Raw genomic sequence first — 20,178 nt, 5'->3', positions numbered from 1 at the left:
CTTCGCGGGAGAACAGGGGGCAGGGGTTCTTGAGGGTACCACCCCGGCGAAGGCCGGGGCCCAATCGGCAAGGTGGTCGTAATGGAGCGCTGCACTCAACTAGCGGCGTTTCCCAATTGGGCCCCGGCCTTCGCCGGGGTGGTGGTTCTTGGAACCTGCAAGTGGACTAAATGAGTTCCCCGACTTCAAACCAACGCCGCTACCCGAGCCGCCGGCGCCCCTAGATCAAACTCCTCCAACCGCCGCCACCCAGCCGGCCCCAGTACCTCCAGCGGCCGATACCGCGTCTTGTACTCCATCCGCGGCGAGCCTTTCACCCAATAGCCAAGATACACGTACGGCAGTCCGGCATCGCGCGCGCGCAGGATGTGGTCCATGATGATGAAATTGCCGAACCCCGGTCGCGCCGCGTCGTCGGCTGCGAAGAAGCTGTAGACCATCGACAACCCGTCAGCCTGGCGATCGGTCAGGCACGCGCCGATCAGCCGCCCTTGCACCCCATCGACCGACGGCTCGCGATATTCGACGATCAGCGAATTGACCGGCGAATGCTCGATCATGTCGGCATAATCGTCCTCGTCCATCCCCGCCATGCCGCCGCCCGGATGACGCGTGCCGAGGTAACGGCGCAGCAACTGGAACTGCTCGTCGGTCGCCCATGCCTTGCACGCGGTCACCTCGATGTCGCCGAGCCGCCTGAGCAACTTTCGCTGCGTCGCGTTCGGCACGAATGCGTCGGTCACGACGCGGACCGACACGCACGCGGTGCACCCCGCGCACGACGGACGATACGCCACCCCCTGGCTGCGACGAAAGCCGATCCGCCCCAGCGCATCGTTCAGCTCGCTCGCATGCGGGCCGGTCAGCTCGGTGAACACCTTTCGCTCCTGACGATCCGGCAGATACGGGCACGGCGCAGGGCTGGTGACGAAGAAGCGCGGGAAACGAAAGGGCGCGGTCACCGAGCGGAAAGTCCTTCAGGCAGGCGCGATCAGCCGCGTCGCCCGATATATGGCCGCCCTGCGCCACCATGCAAAGCGGTTTACCATCAATGTCGGTTAACGCGTTAAATCACCGTATCAGAATGGGATCACGCCAATTCGACGGTCGACGTCTCGTACCCGCCAGCCCGCAATGCTCCCACCAGCCGGTCGAGATGCGCACGGTCGCGGAGTTCGCATTCGATGTCGGTGATAAGCCCCTTCGCTGGCAACGTCGTGAAGACGCGCTGATGATAGATCTCGATGATGTTGACGCGTTCCTGGTCGAAGATCCGCGCGACATGGAACAGCGCGCCCGGCTTGTCCTGCAACCGGATACGCAACCGCGCGAGCCGCCCCGACCGCGCCAGATCGCGCAACAGCACGTTGGCGAGCAGCCGCGTATCGATATTGCCCCCGCACAGCACGATGCCGACGGTCTTCCCCGCAAACCGCTCGGGATGCGACAGCAGCGCCGCCAGCCCGGCGGCCCCCGCACCCTCGACCACTGTCTTCTCGATCTGGAGCAGCAGGCTGACGGACTCTTCGAGGCTGCGTTCGCTGACGAGGACGATGTCGTCGACCAGTTCGGCGACGATCTTCGAGGTGATCGCGCCCGGCTCCTTGACCGCGATACCCTCGGCCAGCGTATCGCCGGCGCACGCCATGTCGGTGCCGTTGATGCGGTTGTACATCGACGGGAACAGCTCGGCCTGCACGCCAACGATCTCGATCGGGTGACCGCCTGGCGCTTCGCTCAACGCGCGCGCGACCGTCGACATGCCCGAGATCAGCCCGCCGCCGCCGATCGGGATGACCAGAGTATCGAGCTGCGGCACGTCCTCCAGCATCTCGATCGCGACGGTCCCCTGGCCGGCGATGACGCGGGGATCGTCGAACGGGTGGACGAAGGTGAAACCGCACTCGCCTTCAAGGATGCGGGCGTGCGCATAGGCCGCGTCGAACGTCTCGCCGTGGAGCACGACGTTGGCGCCGTGGCCTTCGGTCTGCATGACCTTCACGGTCGGCGTGTTGGTCGGCATCACGATCGTCGTCGGAATGCCGAGCCGGTTGGCGTGATAGGCAAGGCCCTGCGCGTGATTGCCCGCCGACGCCGCGATGACGCCCTTCGCGCGCGCTTCGTCCGACAGCTGCAACAGCGTGTTGAGCGCACCGCGCTCCTTGTACGCCGCGGTGAACTGCAGGTTCTCGAACTTCAGATACACCGTCGCGCCGGTCATCTTGCTCAGCGTCTTGCTGATCAGCGTCGGCGTGCGGACGATCGAGTCGCGGATCCGGTCATGCGCGACGCGGACGTCGTCGATCGAGACGGGGAGGGTGGGTGCCGCTACGGCAGCGTGGGTAGCCATGCCCGACCCGCTAGACCATCTGGCGCGCATGGGAAACACCGCTTATGCGCGGACGCTATGGCAAAACTGGCATTCATCGGAACCGGCGTCATGGGCGCGCCGATGGCGGGACACCTCGCCGCGGCAGGGCACGACGTCACCGTCTACAATCGGACTCAGGCCAAGGCGTTGGCTTGGGCCGATAAATACGGCGGCAAGGTTGCCGACACGCCGGCCGCGGCGGCGAAGGACGCCGATGCGGTGTTCGCCTGCGTCGGCAACGACGACGATCTGGCCGGTGTCACTTTAGGCGAGGACGGCGCGTTCGCCGCGATGCGCGACGACGCGGTGTTCGTCGATCACACCACCGTCTCCGCGTCGATCGCGCGGCGGCTCGCGGGCGAGCGCACGCTGGTAGTCGACGCACCGGTATCGGGCGGACAGGCTGGCGCGGAGAACGGCAAGCTCTCGATCATGTGCGGCGGCTCGGCCGAGGCGATGGCGAAGGCCGAACCCTTCATGCAGGCCTATGCTTTGCGCATTGTCCATGTCGGCGGAGCAGGCGCAGGGCAGACCACCAAGATGTGCAACCAGATCGCGATCGCCGGCGTGATCCAGGGCGTCGCCGAATCGCTGCGGTTCGCGCAAAACTCCGGCCTCGATCTCGACAAGGTGTTCGAGGCGATCTCGGGCGGCGCGGCGCAGAGCTGGCAGATGGTCAATCGCTGGCCGACGATGGCGAAGGACGAGTTCGACTTCGGTTTCGCGGTCGACTGGATGCGCAAGGATCTTGGCCTCGCGCTCGACGAAGCACGACGCAACGGCGCGGTGCTGCCGGTCGCGGCGCTGGTCGATCAATTCTACGCCGATGTTCAGGCGATGGGCGGCGCCCGCCAGGATACGAGCGCGCTGGTACGGAGATTGCCGAAGTGATCAAGCGCAACACCACAGCACTGCTCCCCTCCCTGAAAGGGAGGGGCCGGGGGTGGGTTGGCCCGTTGTCCAGGCACCAGGCTACCCCAACCAGCCGACCCACCCCCAACCCCTCCCTTCCAGGGAGGGGGGCAAGAGCGGCGCTGGTCTTGGCATTGCTGCTCCCGACCCCCGCGCTCGCCGACGGGATCGTCGACAACATCAACGGTGTCACGATCGCAGACGGTGGCCGCGTGATCCACTTCAAGGCGATCCTGGTCGACAAGGATGGTCGCGTCACGCGTCTCGTCCCCCCCGGCGAGGAAGCACCGAAGCTGAGCCGGAAGGAACTCAAGAAGAACGCCGGCAAGCCGCTGTACGACTGGCGCGTCGACATGGGGGGCAAGACGGTGTTGCCGGGCTTCATCGACGCGCACGGCCATGTCCTCGAAATGGGCTTCGGCGCGCTGTCGCTCGACCTGTCGATGACCAAGTCGCTCGACGAGGCGAAGTCGCGGATTGCCGCCTACATTGCCGGCAATCCCGATCGCAAATGGGTCCTGGGCCGCGGCTGGAACCAGGAGGCGTGGGGGCTGGGCCGCTTCCCGACCGCCGCGGACCTGGAGTCCGTCTCCGGCGGCCACCCGATCTGGCTGTCGCGCGCCGACGGGCACGCCGGCTGGGCGAACCGCGAGGCTATGCGCGAGGCCGGGGTCACTAGCTCGACCGTATCTCCGGCGGGCGGGCGGATCGAGAAGACCGGCGGCGCGCCCGCGGGCGTGTTCGTCGACGGCGCGCAAGGATTGATCGAGAAGGTCGTGCCGCAACCACTGCCCAAGGAGCGCGATGCCGCGTTCCTGACCGCGCAGCGCATCCTGCTCGGCTACGGCGTCACCGCGGTCGCCGACATGGGCACGACGCTCGACGACTGGCTCACCTATCGTCGAATGGCCGATATCGGCGGGCTTCGCGTCCGCATCATGAGCTATGCGATGGGCGTCGAAACCGCGAGCCGGATCGGCGGCAAGGGGCCGACGCCGTGGCTGTACAACGACCACCTGCGGATGGGCGGCGTGAAGCTTTATGCCGACGGCGCGCTCGGGTCGCGCGGCGCATGGCTGCTGAAACCCTACTCGGACGCACCGGGCCAGTCGGGGCTCGGCTTCCTGACCGACGACCAGCTCCAGAACCAAATGAGCCGTGCGGCGATGGACGGGTTCCAGGTCGCGGTCCATGCGATCGGCGACAAGGCGAACCGGGAAGTGCTAGACGCGATCCAGGTCGAGAGCGAGACCTATACCGGCGATCGCCGCTGGCGGGTCGAGCATGCGCAGATCGTCGATCCGACCGACCTGCCACGCTTCGGCAAGTTCGGCACCATCGCCTCGATGCAGCCCACGCACGAAACCAGCGACCGGACGATGGCCGAGGCACGGCTCGGGCCGAACCGGTTGGCCGGCGCCTATGCATGGAAATCGATGCTGACCAACGGCGCCAAGCTCGCCTTCGGGACCGACTTCCCGGTCGAGAAGCCCGATCCGTTCGCGACCTGGGCGGCGGCGTTCACGCGCCAGGATGCCGATGGTCAGCCACAGGGGGGATGGCAGCCACAGGAACTCGTCACGCGCGAACAGGCGTGGTGGGCGATGACCGGTGCGGCCGCCTATGCCGGGTTCGCCGAGAAGCAGTTCGGTGCGCTCGCGCCCGGCCAACGTGCGGACTTCATCGTCGTCGATCGTGACCCGACGATGGCCTCTCCAACCGACCTGCGCGCGACGAAGGTCAGCGAGACGTGGATCGGCGGGGAGAAGGTCTGGGTGCGCAAGTAACCGCGCGGGTTACTGGCGCATCCTGATCAACCCCTCCTGCGCGACGCTGGCGACGAGCCGGTCGTCGCGCGAGAAGATGCGCCCGCGGTTGAACCCGCGGGCATGTCCGGACCACGGTGCGTCGCAGGCGTAGAGCAGCCAGTCGTCCGCGCGGAAATCCTCGTGCAGCCACAGCGAATGATCGAGGCTCGCGGTCTGCAGCCCCGGCGTGATCCAGTTGACGCCGTGCGGCAGCAGCGCGGTACCGAGCAACGCCATGTCCGACGCATAGGACAGGATCGCGCGGTGCATCGCCGGATCGTCGCCGATCGGCGCGACCAGGCGGAACCAGTTGGCATGGGCCGCGGGTTGCGGAACGGGCTCGATCCAGCTGCGCGGGTTGACCGGACGGATCTCGATCGGGCGCTGGCGCAGCATGTGCGCGCGGTATTTCTCGGGGATGCCGTCGATGCTCTCCAGGCGCAGTTCGCGATCGGAGCGCAAGTCTTCGGGCGGCGCGACATCGGGCATCGCATCCTGATGATGCAATCCGGCCTCGGGCGTTTGGAACGACGCCGCCATGTTGAGGATCGGCTGCCCCTTCTGCATCGCGATCACGCGCCGCGTGGCGAAGCTCCGCCCCTCGAAGTCACGGACCACGCGGAAGACGATCGGATAGTCCTCGTTCCCCGGCCGCATGAAATACGCATGCAGCGAATGCGCCGCCTTGGGGCTTTCGGTCGAGCGTTGCGCAGCCTGCAGTGCCTGCGCGATGACCTGCCCACCGAACACGCGACCGACCCCGCCCGGCTGCCGCTTCCCTACGTAGAGATCGGTGTCGACCTCCTCGATCTCGAGCAGGTCGACGAGACCCTGGGCGAGTGCTTCCGGCGACGTATCGGCAGTATCCAAGCTCATCTGACCTCCGTGTTCACCCGCGAAGGCGGGTGCCCAGACTGGGCCCCCGCCTTCGCGGGGGGACAGGTTCGGGTCAATACCCCGCCGCTACTGCTAGCCGATCCGCATGAAAGTTCGCATCCCCGAACATCTCCGCCAATACCCGCGCGCGCTTCATGTAGAAGCCGATGTCGTATTCGTCGGTCATGCCGATGCCACCATGCATCTGGACGCCCTCCTGAACGCTGAGCGTCGTCGCCAGCGCCGTCATCGCCTTGGCCACCGACACCGCCTCGTCCGCGCGGTCGCTGCCCTGGTCGAGCAACTGCTGCGCCTTGAGCACGGCGGCCCGCGCCACCTCCATCTCCGAATACAGGTGCGCGGCGCGGTGCTGGAGCGCCTGGAAGCTGCCGATCAGCATCCCGAACTGCTTGCGCTCCTTCATATAGCCGATCGTCATGTCCATCGCCCCGCCGCCGACGCCAAGCAACTCCGCCGAAGCGCCGGTCCGCCCTGCGCGGAGCATGCGATCGAGCGGCGAACGGCCCGCGTCGACCTCGCCGATTACCGCATCCGCATCGACCTCGACGCCCTCGAACTTGAGCCGCGCGGCGAGGCTCGAGTCAGCGAGGCGCTCAGCGTTCGCAGTCAGCCCTGCGGCATCCTTCGGCACGGCGAAGAGCGTGATACCGTCCGTGTCGTCGGCACTACCACCGGTGCGCGCAGCGACGATGATCAGGTCGGCGGTGTGGCCGTGCGTGACGAACCGCTTCGCGCCGGTCAGCTTGAAGCCGTTACCCGAGCGTTCGGCCTTCATCGCCACCGTATCGCGATGCTTGGCGCCCTCGTCGATCGCCAGCGCCGCAACGGTCTCGCCGGCGATTATGCCGGGGAACCAACGTTCGGCCTGCGCCGTGCCCTTGAGCGCCTCGACCGCCGCGACCGCAGTGGAGAGGAACGGGGAGGGGGACAGGTTGCGCCCGATCTCCTCCAGCACCACGCCCGCCTCGACATGACCGAGCCCAAGCCCGCCCTGGTCCTCGCCGATCAGGATGCCGGTAAAGCCCATCTCCGCGAACTGCTTCCACAGGTCGCGCGAGAAGCCGGTCTTGTCGTCGGCATCGCGCAGAGCCCGCATGTGGCTCACGGGCGCGTGTTCGGCCACGAAATCGCGGATGGTGTCCTGAAGGACGGTCTGGTCGTCGTCTAGATACAGTGGCATTCTGGTTCCCCCGCGGAGGCGGGGGCCCAGGAGCCCCACGCGCAGCGTTCGTGATTCTGGGCTCCCGCGTTCGCGGGAGAACGGTCAAAGGTCAGGCAGGCAATTCCAGGATTCGCTTGGCGATGATGTTGAGCTGAATCTCGCTGGTCCCGCCCTCGATCGAGTTCGCCTTGGTCCGCAGCCAGGACCGCGGGATCGCACCGCCGCGCGACCGATCGCTGTCCCATTCGAGCGCATCCGACCCGCCTGCCGCCATCATCAATTCGTACCGACCCTTGTTCAGTTCGGTCCCGTAATATTTCATCATGCTCGGCTGGGCCGGGTGCGCCTTGCCTGCCTTCAACTCGTCGATGAACCGCTCGGACATCGCCCCGAACGCCTTCGCGCGCACCTCGAACAACGCGATCGATGCGCGCAACAGCGGATCGGCGAGCCGCCCGTCATGCCCAAGCCCGACGGTTGCGATCGCGCCATCGATCAGCGGATTCCCGCCGCTCGACGCCAGCCCCATCCCCGAGATCATCTCGCGCTCATGCCCGAGCAGATATTTCGCGACGTCCCAGCCCTTGTTCTCCTCGTAGACGCGGTTGACCTTGGGCACCTCGACATTGTCGAAGAACGTTTCGCAGAACGGCGAATTGCCGCTGATCAGCAGGATCGGCTTGGTCGACACGCCCGGCGAGGCCATGTCGAACAGCACGAAGCTGATCCCGCCCTGCTTCGACGTCTTGTCGGTGCGCACGAGGCAGAAAATCCAGTCCGCCTTGTCGGCGTAGGAGGTCCACACCTTCTGCCCGTTGACGAGGTAATGGTCGCCCTTGTCCTCAGCCGACGTCGCAAGCCCGGCAAGATCGGACCCCGCATTCGGCTCCGAATACCCCTGGCACCAGCGGATTTCGCCGCGCGCGATCTTGGTCAGGTGATCGAGCTTCTGCTCCTCGGTGCCGTATTTGAGCAATGCCGGCCCGAGCATCGAGATCCCGAACGAGTTGAGTGGGTTACGCGCCTTTATGGCTGCCATCTCTTCACGCAGGATCTTCGTCTCCGCAGGCGACAATCCACCGCCGCCATACGCCTTGGGCCAGTCGGGCACGGTCCAGCCCTTGGCGGCCATCTTGTCGAGCCACTCCTTCTGCGCAGGGCTCGAAGGCTTGAACTGGCGCCCGCCCCAGCAGACGTCGTCCTCAGAGCGCACCGGTTTGCGCATCTCGGGCGGGCAATTCTCCGCGAGCCACGCACGCGTTTCGGACCGGAAAGTATCGAGGTCGGACATCGGATCAGCTCCTGCTTAGTCGATTGCACAGCGCGGCGACGGCGATCGCGTCGTGGTCGCGGTAACGGTTGGTAATGACCTGCACGCCGATCGGCAGGCCGCGCGGGTCGGTCCCGACGGGCACGCTGGTCGCGGGCAGATTGGGGAAGGTGGCGAGGCCCGCCCAGGCGAACTGGACGCCGAACGGGGTATCCTCGCCGTCGATCGGCAGCGTGCGCCGCGCGACGTTGCGCTCGGCGATGTGCGCGAAGGCGTTAACGCCGCTCGCCGGCGCGATCACCGCGTCGAACTGCTCGAACAGCGCACCCCAGGCGCGTTGCATCCGCGCCTGCGAATCGAGCAGGTCGAACCAGTGCGACAGCGTCGCGACCTTGCCATCGCGCGCGGGTCCGCCGCGGGTCATCGCGATGCCGAGCATCCGCATATAGTCGGCATGCTGAGCAGCGAGGTCGATCGGCGGGCGGCCGCTTGAAATGATGGCGCCGGCCGCGGCGAGAGCTTCACCGACGCGCCCGATCGCGCCGACGATCGACGAATCGACGCGTGCCGAGGGATGCGCGGTGAGCAGCAGGATGCGTGGTCGGGCTAAGTCGACGGTCGCGCGCGGCAAGGGGATGTCGGCGAGGATGTCGAGCGCAACGGCCAAATCTTCCGGATTGCGCGCCAAAGGACCAATGACGCCGAGAGCTGCGCTCGCCCCATCGGTGCCAGGCACGCGGTGGCCGACATCGGACAGGGCGCCATAAGTCGGCTTGTGCCCCCAAACGCCGCAGAACGCGGCCGGCACGCGGATCGACCCGCCGATATCGGAGCCGAGCTCGAGTGGTACCATCCCCGACGCGAGCGCCGCCGCCGCACCACCCGACGATCCGCCGGGTGTCAGCGTCGGATCGATGGGATGATTCGTCCGGCCATGGATCGGGTTGTCGGCCTGCCAGTCACTCAGCCGCACCGGCACGTTGGTCTTGCCGAGGATCACCGCGCCCGCGGCCTTCAGCCGGGTTACGGCGACGGCATCGCGGTCGACGATGTTGTCACGGTGGACGCCGACGCCCCAACTGGTCGGAAGACCGGCGACGTCGAAAGATTCTTTGACCGTCATCGGTACGCCGAACAGCAGCCGGTCGTCCGGACCCTCCGCATCGAGCGCCCGCGCCGCCTCTCGCGCCCGCGCGAAATCGCGGACGACGACGGCGTTGATCGCACCGTCGCGCACCTCGATCCGCGCGATCGCCGCGTCGCACTCGGCGAGCGCGGTCGTCTCGCCCGCACGGATCGCAGCCGCAGTCTGAAGCGCGGAACGCTCCATCAGCGATCGACTACCGGCAAGAAACGACCGCGACCGATCACTTCAGTCGACCACCCGATGCCGCGGCGTCCTTCAGCGACTTTGCCACCGGGAACCCGTATTTCTGAAGCCCCGCGACGACCTTCGCCAACCCCTCGGACTGCGCCCAGAACATCGGGCCGCCGCGGTACACCGGCCAGCCATAGCCGTAGATCCAGACCACATCGACGTCCGACGCGCGCTGCGCCTTGCCCTCTTCGAGGATCAGCGCGCCCTCGTTCACCATCGTGTAGAGCGTCCGCACGACGATCTCCTCGTCGCTGATCTCGCGCGGCGTCACGCCCGACTTCTTGCGGAAATCGTCGATGATCTCGGTAACGCGCGGCGAGTTCGACGGCGTCCGCTTCTCGTCGTAATCGTAGAACCCCGCCTTGGTCTTCTGGCCCCAGCGGTTCTCCGCCGCCAGCGCATCGCGGATGTTCTCGATCCGGCTCGGGTCGCGGTGCCAGCCGATGTCGACGCCTGCCAGATCACTCATCTGGAACGGCCCCATCGGCATCCCGAACGCGACATGCACCTTGTCGATCTGCTCCGGGCTCGCGCCCTCCAGCAGCAGCTTGGTCGCCTCGACCTGCCGTGGCATCAGCATGCGGTTGCCGATGAACCCGTAGGTTACGCCCGCCACCACGGCGACCTTCTTGATCTTCTTCGCCAGCGCCATGACGGTCGCCAACACGTCGTCCGCGGTCTTATCGCCGCGCACCACTTCCAACAATTTCATCACGTTGGCCGGCGAGAAGAAGTGCATGCCGACCACGTCCTCGGGCCGCTTCGTGCACGCGGCGATCTCGTCGATGTTCAGATACGAGGTGTTCGACGCGAGGATCGCGCCAGGCTTGGCAATCGCGTCGAGCTTGGTGAAGATCTCCTTCTTCACCTCCATCGTCTCGTACACCGCCTCGATGATCAGGTCGCACTCGGCAAGGTCGGCGAAGTCCAGCGTCGGCTTCAGCGCGCCCATCGCCTGCTCGACCTGCTCGGGCTTCATCCGGCCCTTGGCGGCGGTCGCCTCGTAGTTCTTCCGCACCACGCCGGTGCCGCGGTCGAGCGCCTCCTGCTGCATCTCGACGATCGTGACCGGGATGCCCGCGGACAGGAAGTTCATCGAGATGCCGCCGCCCATCGTGCCCGCGCCGATCACGCCGACGCGCTTGATCTCGCGAAGCTTGGTGTCGGCGGGGACGTCGTCGATCTTGGCGGCCTGGCGCTCGGCGAAGAAGATGTGGCGCTGGGCTGCCGACTGCACGCCGGTCATGAGCTTCATGAACTCCTGGCGTTCGAACGCGATGCCCTCCTCGAAGCTGGAGCCATCGGTGGCCTTCTCGACGCAGGCGATGTTGGCGGGCGGCGCGTCGAAGTTACGGAAACGCCGCGCATTCTCCTTCTTGAACGCGGCGACCGCATCGGGATCGGCCTGCGCGGTCTTCTCGGACGCGCGGGGCAGGGGGCGCTTGGTCGCGATCTCGCGCGCGAACGCGACGGCGTCGGCCTCAAGCGAGTCCTCGCCGACGATCTTGTCGATCAGGCCGGCGTCGAGCGCCTTCTTCGCCGAGATTGGGTCGCCCTTCGCGGTCATCTCCAGCGCAAGCTTCACGCCGGCGATGCGCGGAATGCGTTGCGTGCCGCCAGCGCCGGGCAGCAGGCCAAGCTTCACTTCAGGCGTACCGATCTTCGCCGAGGGAACGGCGACGCGGTAATGGCAGCCGAGCGTGACTTCGCAGCCGCCGCCGAGCGCGGTGCCGTGGATCGCTGCGACGACGGGCTTCGACGAGGCTTCGATCATGTCGACGACGGTGGGCAGGCCGGGCTCGACCATTTCCTTGCCGAACTCGGTGATGTCGGCGCCCGCGAAGAACGTGCGTCCGTCGCAGCGGATCACCATCGCGGTGATGCTGTCGTCGTTAACGCCTTCCTTGATCGCCGCTTCGAGACCCTGCCGGACCGCGGCGCCGAGCGCGTTGACGGGAGGATTGTTCGAGATGATGACGAGCACGTCGTCATGGCGTTCGGTGCGGATCGGGCCAGTGTTCGTTGACGGGGTCATCATATTCTCCTTGTTCTCCTGCGAAAGCAGGAGCCCAGGGCCACATCGGCAGCCCTGTGTGATACTGGACTCCTGCGTGCGCAGGAGAACGGAAACTCAGGTCATCGCCGCGTAGATCATCGTCTTCAGCTCGCGGCGGATGGGATAGAAACTGCTCGGCGAAAGCTGTGTCATGAACACCATCGACAGGCGTTCGACGGGATCGACGAAGAACGCGGTCGAGAACATCCCGCCCCAGTAGAATTCGCCCTTCGACCCCGGCACCATCGTCTTCGCGACGTCGTCGGTGATCGCGAACCCGAGCCCGAAGCCGGTGCCCGCGTTCGACGCCTCGCTAAACAGCGACTTCGACATCGCCGCGAGATCGGATTTTCCGGGCAGATGGTTCTGCGTCATCAGGTCCAGCGTCTTGCGTCCGAGGATGCGCGCGCCGTCGAGTTCGCCACCGTTGAGCAGCATCGTGTTGAAACGGTGGTAATCGATCGCGGTCGAGACGAGCCCGCCGCCGCCGGACACGAGCTTGGGCTGCCGGCTCCACGCGCTCTCCGCGCCGCGATCGTACATCACGCGACCCTTGCCCGGCGCGAGCGTGTAGCAGTCCGTCAGGCGATCGAGCTTGTTGGCGGGGACCTGAAAGAAGGTGTCGTCCATCTTCAGCGGCGCGAAGATGCGCTCTTTGAAGAACTGGTCGAGCGGCAGGCCCGACACGCGCTGCACGACCGCGCCGAGCACGTCGGTCGCGACCGAGTAATTCCACGCGGTGCCTGGCGAGAATTCGAGCGGAATCTTCGCCAGCGCGCCGATGAAGCCGTCGAGGTCATACCCGCCGTGCCAGCCCTCGATCTTGCCGTCGCGGTAGGCGGCATCGACGTTCGACCGGTTCTGGAAACTATAGGTCAGCCCCGAGGTGTGGCGGAGAAGGTCGACCATCCGCATCGGCTCCGCGGTTGGTCTGGTCACGAACGGCACGCCGCCCCCACCGCCATCATAGACGCCGATATCCTTGAACTCGGGCAGCACATGGTGGACCGGCGTATCGACCGCGACGAGGCCCTGTTCGACCAGCATCATGAACGCGACCGATGTGATCGGCTTGGTCATCGACGCGATCCGGAACAGCGAACCTTCGTCGACGCTCTTGCCGCCCTCACGCGCCGCGCCCGCATTCGAGAAATGGACGATCTCGCCGTCGCGCGCGATCAGCAATTGCGCGTTCGGCAGCTTGCCCGAATCGATGTAGCGCGTCTGGAGCAGCGTATCGATCGCCGCCAACCGGCTCGCATCGAAGCCGTGCGCGGCAGGTTCAGCGATTCTCATGATTTGGCCGTCCCTGTCATGACCCGCTCCATACCCCTAGTTCGAACTTGGTGCCTCTATTGCCTTGAGTGCGGCAGGAATCAACTATAACCTGTCTTCGAACAGGCGATAAGCCAAACCCGAAATTCAACTCTGGAGTCAACCGGTCTTGGCAAGCGAACCGATCATCGCACTCGATCCCTCCTGGCCGGCGATGTCGCTCGCCGATGCCGAGCGAATGCTGACCGCACCCGGCGCGAAGTTCGAGATGGAGATGCTGACGATCGACGGCATCGAAACGCGCATCTGGAAGAACGCGCCCTCGTCGTTGCGCTGGCTGACCGAGGCGGCGCGGGCGCATGGCGAGCGGGTCTTCACCGCGTATGAGGACGAGCGCGTCACCTACGAGGCGAACTTTCGTGCGATCGCGGTGCTGGCGCATCGGTTGCGCGAGATGGGGATCGGTCCCGGCGACCGCGTCGCGCTAGCGATGCGCAACCTGCCCGAATGGCCGGTCGCGTTCTTTGCGGGTGCGAGCATCGGCGCGATCATGGTGCCGCTCAATGCGTGGTGGACCGGCGCGGAGATGGAATACGGCCTCGCCGATTCGGGCGCGCGTGTGCTTATCACCGACGACGAGCGCCATCACCGGTTGGAGGCGGCGTATGCGACGCTGCCGGCGCTGGAGCACGTGTTCGTCGCGCGCGCCGCGGAACCGCTGACGGGGATCGTGACGCGGCTTGAGGACGTGATCGGCACCCCGCACGACTGGGCTGCGCTGCCCGATGTAGGCCTCCCCGAAGCGACGATCGCACCCGACGACGACGCGACGATCTTCTACACCAGCGGCACCACCGGCGCGCCCAAGGGAGCACTCGGCACGCACCGCAACATGATGTCGAACATCATGTCCGGCGGTTATTCGTCCGCCCGCTCCTTTTTGCGGCGCGGCGAGGCGCCGCCCGAGCCAACGCCACGCGTGACCTTGACCGTGATCCCGCTGTTCCACGTCACCGCCTGCTCGGCGGGGATGATGGGGGTGATCGCGACCGGCAGCACGATGATCTTCATGCGGAAATGGGACACGATCCGCGCGATGGAGATCATGGAGCGCCAGAAGGTGAACATCACCGGTGGCGTGCCGACCATCGCGTGGCAGTTGCTGGAGCATCCCGACCGTGGCCGCTACGACCTCTCGTCGCTCGAATCGATCGCCTATGGCGGCGCGCCGGCGGCGCCCGAACTGGTGAAGCGCATCCATGCCGAGTTCGGCGCGATGCCCGGCAATGGCTGGGGCATGACCGAGACGATGGCGACCGTCACGCATCACGGCGCCGAGGATTATCTCAACCGCCCAACCAGCGCGGGGCCACCAGTCGCGGCTGCCGACGTGAAGATCATGGCGGACGACGGCCTGACGGAGATGCCGCTGGGCGAGGTCGGCGAACTCTGGGCACGCGGCCCGATGATCGTGAAGGGATACTGGAACAAGCCCGACGCGACCGCCTCGACCTTCGTCGACGGCTGGGTGCGGACAGGCGATCTTGCCCGCCTGGACGACGAAGGCTTCTGCTACATCGTCGACCGCGCCAAGGACATGATCATCCGCGGTGGCGAGAACATCTACTCCAGCGAGGTCGAGAACGTCCTCTACGCACACCCAGCGGTGACCGACGCGGCGTTGATCGGCATCCCGCACCGGATCCTCGGCGAGGAGCCGGCGGCGGTGGTGCATCTCGCACCGGGCGCGGTGACGACCGAGGCGGAGTTGCAGAGCTGGGTGCGGCAACATCTGGCGGCGTTCAAGACGCCGGTCGCGATACGCTTCGTCCACGAGACGTTGCCGCGGAATGCGAACGGGAAGATCTTGAAGAAGGATCTGCAGGTGCTGTTCGAGGATCGCGTGGGGGCGATGGGGTAGGCTGCTGCTCCCCTCCCTGGAAGGGAGGGGCTGGGGGTGGGTCGGTTTCCCCATACTCGATCTGGCGTGGATCGAACCGGCCAACCCACCCCCCCAACCCCTCCCTTCCAGGGAGGGGAGCATGATGCTTTTTACGAACGGCCCGCCGCCACCACCGCATCGACGGCCGTCTTCCACCCAGCCAGTCTCGCCTGCCGCTCGTCCTCTCCCAGCGACGGCGTGAACGTCTCGACCTCGCCGCGCATGGTCGTCGCCTCCTCCAGCCCTGCGAACAAGTCCGCGCCGACGCCGGCCAGCATCGCCGCGCCCAGTGCGGTCGTCTCCGCGAACCTCGGCCGCTCGACCTCGATGCCGAGCAGGTTTGCCATGTCCTGCGCCATCCAGTCGTTGGCGACCATCCCACCGTCGATCCGCAGGCTGTGCCAATCGATCCCGTCGGCGGCGAACGCAGTTTTCAGGTCGTGCGTCTGGTACGCCATCGCCTCCAGCGCCGCGCGGACCACGTGAGCCTTGCCAGTGGCAAAGCTCAGCCCCGAAATACTGGCGCGCGCGTCCGGCTCCCACCAGGGCGCCCCCAGGCCGCTAAGCGCGGGGACGAGGTACACGCCGCCATTGTCGGGCACGCTGCGAGCGAGCGTTTCGGTTTCCGCCGCCGCACTGATCAGGCCGAGCGTGTCGCGGAGCCACTGGACGAGGCTACCGGCGACGAACACCGAACCTTCCAGCGCATAGGCACGCTTCCCGCCGAGCTGCCACGCGACCGTCGAGAGCATCCGGTGGCGGGAGGTCGGTGGCGCTGCGCCGGCATGGGTGATGATAAACGCGCCGGTCCCGAACGTCGCTTTGGTCTGGCCCGGCTCAAGGCAGGCCTGGCCAATCGCTGCGGCCTGCTGGTCGCCGGCGATACCGCAGATCGGAATTGCCACACCGAAAGCCGTCGTCTCACCGAAGTGTCCGGCGCAATCGACGATTTCCGGCAACGCCGCCCGCGGCACGCCGAACAGTGCGCAGAGCCCGTCGTCCCAGTCGCCGGTGTGAACATCCATCAACGCGGTTCGCGAGGCATTGGTCGCGTCGGTGACGTGCAACCCGCCGGTCAGCTTCCAGATCAGCCAACTGTCGACCGTACCGATCGCGAGACGCGCACCAGCCTTCGCAAGCTGCGGCCATTCATGCATTGCCCAGCCAATTTTGGAGCCGGAGAAATACGGGTCCAGCAGCAGGCCGGTCGTCGCCTGGACTTCCGCCTCGTGCCCCCGGTCGCGCAAGTCCCGGCAGAGTGCCGCAGTGCGTCGGTCTTGCCAGACGATTGCGGGCGCGAGCGGTTCGCCGGTTTCGCGGTCCCAGAAGACGGTCGTCTCGCGCTGGTTGGTGATGCCGATCCCCACGATCCGGTGTGCGCCGCCGGCCTGTGCGACCATCGCTGCGGTGACCCGGAGTGTCTTGCGCCAGATCTCGGCGGCGTCATGCTCGACCCATCCGGCACGCGGGTAATACTGGTCGAGCGCACGTGCCTCGCTGGCGATGCAGCGGCCGTCGGTCGCGAAGAGCATGGCGCGAGTGGAGGTGGTGCCCTCGTCGATGACGAGAATTAGATCGTTGGCGTCGTTCGACATGCTTGAATGCTAGCCATGATTACGGAATGGGGGAACAAAGGAAAATGCTATGACGGACGAGGGTCTTCGCCAGGAAACGCACCAGCCGGGGGGCAGGGACGACATTGTCGCGGAAGGTCCGCCGGCGGAGAGTGCGTTCGGGCTGCCGATAGCGGTCGGGGTCGAGGATGCAATGCGTATCGCGCAGCGTCGGGATCGGTTGCTCGCGGCGTTGACGCTGACCGCGGGTGTCGGTCTGATCCTCGCTACGCCGTTCGCGCTGAAATCGGGGGCGGAGTTCTTCCTGCCGCTGACCATCGCGCTCGTGATCTCGGTCGCGCTGGTGCCGGTTCTGGAGTGGCTCGAGCGGCGGCATGTGCCGTCGCCTCTGGCAGCGATCCTGTGCATCCTCGTCTTCCTCATCGCCGCGAACATCGCGATCGCCGCGATCCTTGTCCCTGCGACCGACTTCTTTCGACTGTTGCCGACACGGTTGGATCGGATCCAGAGCAACCTCGCGCCGCTGCTCGACCTGTATTCAAGTCTCGAGAAATACGTGAACAAGACACTGCGGCAGGTCGCGTCGACGCCGATCAAGCAGCCGGCGACCGCAGGCGTAGCCGCGCCGGGCTCGATCCTCGAACTCGCCGCGACATCCGCGCCGGCGGTTATCGTGCAGTTCTTGTTCGGCGTGCTGATCGTCTTCTTCTTTCTGTCGGGCTGGACGCGGATGCGGCGGCAGACGATCACCGGGCGGACCAGCTTCGACGGGGCGATGGCGACCGCCCGCGTCATCCAGGATATCGTCGACGACGTGTCCGCCTACCTCGGCACGATCACGCTGATCAACATCGTGCTGGGCATCGTTACCGGGACGGCGCTGTGGTTCATCGGCATGCCGTATCCGGCGATGTGGGGCGGGATCGTCGCGCTGCTGAATTACATCCCGTATTTCGGGCCGGTGATCGGTGCGTTCCTGCTCGCGCTGGGCGGGCTGATGACGTTCTCCGACATCTGGATGGCGATGCTGCCGCCGGCGCTGATGTACGGGCTGCACCTGGTCGAGGCGAACGCGATCACGCCGTTCGTGGTCGGGCACCGGCTGACGATCAGCCCGTTGCTGATCCTGATCTCGCTGAGCTTCTGGGGATGGGTGTGGGGCACGTCGGGCGCGTTGCTCGCGGTCCCGCTGCTGATCATCATCCAGACGATCGTGAAGGCCGCTGGCAAGCCCGACATCGCCGGGTTCCTGTTCGAGCACGGGACGCTGGTGCAGCCCAAGACCGGGCGGAACCGTCGGCGCGGGGACCCGCCCGAGGCACAACGTGAAACCGGCGGATAATTTGGGTTGACGGTATCCGAACCCTCGCCTAGTTGCCGCCTCCACGCTGTTTCAGCGGGTGTAGCTCAGTTGGTTAGAGCGCCGGCCTGTCACGCCGGAGGTCGCGGGTTCGAGTCCCGTCACTCGCGCCATCGTTTGCCCTGCCCGGGTTGATGGTTGGAGATAGTGTTGAGGTTTTGACGAGCCTTCCGCTGTGTCCCTTGGGGCGCTAGGGTTCGTCATTGGGAATGCGGGTGTAGCTCAGTTGGTTAGAGCGCCGGCCTGTCACGCCGGAGGTCGCGGGTTCGAGTCCCGTCACTCGCGCCACCCTATGGTTGGCCGAGACCCTTCAAAGTTTTGGATGCTGCGAGCATTCCGTTCCGTAGATCATCCGGAACCACCAACCCCTTTTCGTTCGTGCTGAGTAGAGACCGAGTAGCTCCGTTAGGAGCGTATCGAGGGCTCATATCGAAGCATGGGTTCCGCGCGCCAACCTGTCCTTCGATACGCCGCTGCGCGACTACTCGATGGCTACTCAGGACGAACGGGGGAGGGGGCGTGTGTCGCGACACCCGGAGGGCCGAAGAGCGTGTCGAGCAGAGCGGCAGCTGGCAGGCGTTAGCGCCCGAGCTCCATCCACCGCAGGACCGGCTTCAGCGGTGCTATCCAGATCAGGCCGGTGAACAGGTAGAACACGAGTTGCCCCAGCCAGTGCCAGCTGCCGACGATGTTCGACAGGCTGACGATGGCCACGCACCACACCAGGATCAGGAGCAGGATGCCGAGCATGCCGACGGGTTTGCGCCAGGTTGGCGTCATGGCGTGATCCAGTCTGATTCGGTGGCGATGGCGTGGAGCGGGACGTCCCACGGGTCTGGGGTCAGCGTGTCGACTTCCTGCAAAGACAACGCAACCCCGACGCGCCAGGCGTTCGGGTGGGCGAGGAAGGCGCGGTCGTAATAGCCGGCGCCCTGGCCAATCCGGTTGCCGTTGCGATCGAAGCCGACGAGCGGGGTCAGGATGATGTCGGGTTCGAGTTCGGCGGCGTCTTCGGCTGGCTGGTGCAGCCCGAATGGACCTGCGATCAGCGCCGCTTCGGTTGCCCAGGACAGGAAGCGCATCGGCAGCGAGCGGCGGACGACATGGGGCAGGGCGATGACGCATCCGGCATCGACCGCAGCGCGCGCAAAGGGCGAGGGGTCCGCTTCGCCCCCGAACGGGACATAGGAGGCGACCGTCAGTCCGGGTTTCAGCCGTGCCAGAAACGCCGATGGCACAGGAAGCTCGACCGGCGGGCGCGCTTCCCGCGCGGCGCGGAGCGAAGCTCTCAGCGCGCTCTTGTCGGTCATGCGCAGGCGACCCTGAGATATTGGGGACGATATGGTGGTGTGGCGGGCCCACCATGGCCGTGTGCCGGGTTATCCACTGACGCACGGTACGTCAGGTGGGGACCATGTGCTTCGGACCAGGATCCTAACAGGGACAGCCCCCTATGGATGATGAATAGCCTCAGGGATAATAAAGGCTCGTACCGGGCAGAACCCGCCACAACCAATCTAGGCGTTCGGAGGGCTTAGCTCAAGGGCTTGTGCAAGCCCTTCGAGACGATCCGCGATCCGGGTGAGTGCGATTTCGCTGACGGCAGATCCTTCAGGCGGGCGATGCGCGGCTTCGTCGAGGTCGTCGGCGAGCATCAGCGCGACGAACAGCATCGCGCGCTCGGCGCTGAGACCGCCAGCCGCACGGTCCGCGGTGGCCCAACGCTCGGCTACCATCGCACCGAGCAGGCGTACGCGGGACTCTTCGCCATCACGGCAGGCGACGGCATGCGGCCGGCCGCCGATATCGAGCATGACCTGTGCCATCAGTTGGGGCTCCCACGCGTGATGACGTCGTCGAGCGCGGCGACGGCTTCGGCCATCCGCGCCTTGAGGGCTGCATGGCGCTTGGCAAGGGCATCGCCGGCTTCGGCGCGCGCGGCTATAGCGGATTCGATCCGTGCGATCGCGGCGTCGATCCGTTCGACGGCAGTAGGCGCGTCGCTTTGGTCGACAGGCGTCGGCGCATCGGTAATTGTGTCTGACATAGCATGCGAGATAGCATGGCCGGGGTGTGCGACAAGCCGGTTTCGCCGCCCTGATCCGCGATCCACGGTGTTGACAGGGCGCCCCACCGCCCCGCAAAGGCTGCGCGCCCGGAACGGACTCGCGGG

General features: G+C 66.2%; 17 protein-coding genes and 2 tRNA genes. 6 read left to right on the top strand and 13 right to left on the bottom strand.

The window, feature by feature from the left end:
- Positions 1-185: 185 nt before the first annotated feature.
- A complete protein-coding gene (locus tag AC1MH0_RS03880; protein ID WP_480964790.1) occupies positions 186-962 on the bottom strand; it encodes an arginyltransferase in 777 nt (258 codons plus the stop codon).
- Between the two features lie 128 nt (positions 963-1,090).
- Positions 1,091-2,350 (bottom strand): threonine ammonia-lyase, encoded by a 1,260-nt coding sequence (locus AC1MH0_RS03875; protein ID WP_480964789.1) that lies wholly within the window; start codon positions 2,348-2,350, stop codon positions 1,091-1,093.
- Positions 2,351-2,407: 57 nt separating this feature from the next.
- Between AC1MH0_RS03875 and AC1MH0_RS03870 the strand changes: the two genes are divergently transcribed.
- Complete coding sequence (locus tag AC1MH0_RS03870; RefSeq protein WP_480964788.1) at positions 2,408-3,262, top strand: NAD(P)-dependent oxidoreductase; 855 nt, start codon at positions 2,408-2,410, stop codon at positions 3,260-3,262.
- Between the two features lie 149 nt (positions 3,263-3,411).
- A complete protein-coding gene (locus AC1MH0_RS03865; protein WP_480964787.1) occupies positions 3,412-5,070 on the top strand; it encodes an amidohydrolase in 1,659 nt (552 codons plus the stop codon).
- Between the two features lie 9 nt (positions 5,071-5,079).
- Here AC1MH0_RS03865 and AC1MH0_RS03860 read toward each other — a convergent pair whose 3' ends face one another.
- The 6 genes from AC1MH0_RS03860 to AC1MH0_RS03835 form a co-directional block, all read right to left on the bottom strand.
- A complete protein-coding gene (locus tag AC1MH0_RS03860; RefSeq protein WP_480964786.1) occupies positions 5,080-5,967 on the bottom strand; it encodes an acyl-CoA thioesterase in 888 nt (295 codons plus the stop codon).
- Positions 5,968-6,040: 73 nt separating this feature from the next.
- On the bottom strand, positions 6,041-7,168 hold the full coding sequence (locus AC1MH0_RS03855) for an acyl-CoA dehydrogenase family protein (RefSeq protein ID WP_480964785.1): 1,128 nt from the start codon (positions 7,166-7,168) through the stop codon (positions 6,041-6,043).
- A 91-nt stretch (positions 7,169-7,259) separates the two neighbouring features.
- A complete protein-coding gene (locus AC1MH0_RS03850; RefSeq protein ID WP_120300063.1) occupies positions 7,260-8,441 on the bottom strand; it encodes an acyl-CoA dehydrogenase family protein in 1,182 nt (393 codons plus the stop codon).
- 4 nt (positions 8,442-8,445) lie between these two features.
- Complete coding sequence (locus AC1MH0_RS03845; protein ID WP_480964784.1) at positions 8,446-9,750, bottom strand: amidase family protein; 1,305 nt, start codon at positions 9,748-9,750, stop codon at positions 8,446-8,448.
- A gap of 37 nt (positions 9,751-9,787) precedes the next feature.
- Positions 9,788-11,833 carry a 3-hydroxyacyl-CoA dehydrogenase NAD-binding domain-containing protein gene (locus AC1MH0_RS03840; protein WP_480964783.1) on the bottom strand — a complete coding sequence of 682 codons (2,046 nt, stop codon included), beginning with the start codon at positions 11,831-11,833 and terminating at the stop codon, positions 9,788-9,790.
- Positions 11,834-11,929: 96 nt separating this feature from the next.
- A complete protein-coding gene (locus AC1MH0_RS03835; RefSeq protein WP_480964782.1) occupies positions 11,930-13,150 on the bottom strand; it encodes a serine hydrolase domain-containing protein in 1,221 nt (406 codons plus the stop codon).
- 193 nt (positions 13,151-13,343) lie between these two features.
- On the opposite strand from AC1MH0_RS03835, the gene AC1MH0_RS03830 reads away from it, so the two are divergent.
- Entirely contained in the window at positions 13,344-15,050 is a 1,707-nt protein-coding gene (locus AC1MH0_RS03830) for a class I adenylate-forming enzyme family protein (protein WP_480965669.1), read from the top strand.
- Between the two features lie 131 nt (positions 15,051-15,181).
- Here AC1MH0_RS03830 and glpK read toward each other — a convergent pair whose 3' ends face one another.
- Positions 15,182-16,666, bottom strand: a complete 1,485-nt coding sequence (glpK, locus tag AC1MH0_RS03825; protein ID WP_480964781.1) for a glycerol kinase GlpK — start codon at positions 16,664-16,666, stop codon at positions 15,182-15,184.
- 172 nt (positions 16,667-16,838) lie between these two features.
- On the opposite strand from glpK, the gene AC1MH0_RS03820 reads away from it, so the two are divergent.
- From AC1MH0_RS03820 to AC1MH0_RS03810, 3 genes are all read left to right on the top strand, one after another.
- Positions 16,839-17,987 carry an AI-2E family transporter gene (locus tag AC1MH0_RS03820; RefSeq protein ID WP_093398070.1) on the top strand — a complete coding sequence of 383 codons (1,149 nt, stop codon included), beginning with the start codon at positions 16,839-16,841 and terminating at the stop codon, positions 17,985-17,987.
- A gap of 54 nt (positions 17,988-18,041) precedes the next feature.
- Positions 18,042-18,118, top strand: a tRNA-Asp gene (locus tag AC1MH0_RS03815).
- 98 nt (positions 18,119-18,216) lie between these two features.
- Positions 18,217-18,293, top strand: a tRNA-Asp gene (locus AC1MH0_RS03810).
- Positions 18,294-18,584: 291 nt separating this feature from the next.
- Here AC1MH0_RS03810 and AC1MH0_RS03805 read toward each other — a convergent pair.
- The 4 genes from AC1MH0_RS03805 to AC1MH0_RS03790 all read right to left on the bottom strand — a co-directional run bounded on the left by AC1MH0_RS03805 (position 18,585) and on the right by AC1MH0_RS03790 (position 20,052).
- Positions 18,585-18,785 carry a DUF2842 domain-containing protein gene (locus AC1MH0_RS03805; protein ID WP_056048481.1) on the bottom strand — a complete coding sequence of 67 codons (201 nt, stop codon included), beginning with the start codon at positions 18,783-18,785 and terminating at the stop codon, positions 18,585-18,587.
- A complete protein-coding gene (locus AC1MH0_RS03800) occupies positions 18,782-19,315 on the bottom strand; it encodes a 5-formyltetrahydrofolate cyclo-ligase (RefSeq protein ID WP_480964780.1) in 534 nt (177 codons plus the stop codon). Before AC1MH0_RS03800 ends, AC1MH0_RS03805 begins: the two co-directional genes overlap by 4 nt.
- Before the next feature lie 207 nt (positions 19,316-19,522).
- Entirely contained in the window at positions 19,523-19,831 is a 309-nt protein-coding gene (locus tag AC1MH0_RS03795) for a cell division protein ZapA (protein ID WP_056048487.1), read from the bottom strand.
- Complete coding sequence (locus AC1MH0_RS03790; protein WP_254687365.1) at positions 19,831-20,052, bottom strand: hypothetical protein; 222 nt, start codon at positions 20,050-20,052, stop codon at positions 19,831-19,833. The genes AC1MH0_RS03795 and AC1MH0_RS03790 overlap by 1 nt, the downstream gene beginning before the upstream one ends.
- Positions 20,053-20,178: the final 126 nt, after the last annotated feature.

The organism is Sphingomonas sp. AP28 (assembly GCF_056680455.1).
This window is presented reverse-complemented; position numbering and strand designations above follow the sequence as displayed.

Bases quoted from the DNA above. Each gene is read 5' to 3' on its own strand.
- AC1MH0_RS03855 (WP_480964785.1), bottom strand. From the start codon at position 7,168: ATGCCACTGTATCTAGACGACGACCAGACCGTCCTTCAGGACACCATC.
- AC1MH0_RS03840 (WP_480964783.1), bottom strand. From the start codon at position 11,833: ATGACCCCGTCAACGAACACTGGCCCGATCCGCACCGAACGCCATGAC.
- AC1MH0_RS03830 (WP_480965669.1), top strand. From the start codon at position 13,344: ATGTCGCTCGCCGATGCCGAGCGAATGCTGACCGCACCCGGCGCGAAG.
- glpK (WP_480964781.1), bottom strand. From the start codon at position 16,666: ATGTCGAACGACGCCAACGATCTAATTCTCGTCATCGACGAGGGCACC.
- AC1MH0_RS03790 (WP_254687365.1), bottom strand. From the start codon at position 20,052: ATGTCAGACACAATTACCGATGCGCCGACGCCTGTCGACCAAAGCGAC.
- AC1MH0_RS03835 (WP_480964782.1), bottom strand. From the start codon at position 13,150: ATGAGAATCGCTGAACCTGCCGCGCACGGCTTCGATGCGAGCCGGTTG.
- AC1MH0_RS03870 (WP_480964788.1), top strand. From the start codon at position 2,408: ATGGCAAAACTGGCATTCATCGGAACCGGCGTCATGGGCGCGCCGATG.
- AC1MH0_RS03875 (WP_480964789.1), bottom strand. From the start codon at position 2,350: ATGGCTACCCACGCTGCCGTAGCGGCACCCACCCTCCCCGTCTCGATC.
- AC1MH0_RS03860 (WP_480964786.1), bottom strand. From the start codon at position 5,967: ATGAGCTTGGATACTGCCGATACGTCGCCGGAAGCACTCGCCCAGGGT.
- AC1MH0_RS03850 (WP_120300063.1), bottom strand. From the start codon at position 8,441: ATGTCCGACCTCGATACTTTCCGGTCCGAAACGCGTGCGTGGCTCGCG.
- AC1MH0_RS03845 (WP_480964784.1), bottom strand. From the start codon at position 9,750: ATGGAGCGTTCCGCGCTTCAGACTGCGGCTGCGATCCGTGCGGGCGAG.
- AC1MH0_RS03800 (WP_480964780.1), bottom strand. From the start codon at position 19,315: ATGACCGACAAGAGCGCGCTGAGAGCTTCGCTCCGCGCCGCGCGGGAA.
- AC1MH0_RS03795 (WP_056048487.1), bottom strand. From the start codon at position 19,831: ATGGCACAGGTCATGCTCGATATCGGCGGCCGGCCGCATGCCGTCGCC.
- AC1MH0_RS03820 (WP_093398070.1), top strand. From the start codon at position 16,839: ATGCGTATCGCGCAGCGTCGGGATCGGTTGCTCGCGGCGTTGACGCTG.
- AC1MH0_RS03805 (WP_056048481.1), bottom strand. From the start codon at position 18,785: ATGACGCCAACCTGGCGCAAACCCGTCGGCATGCTCGGCATCCTGCTC.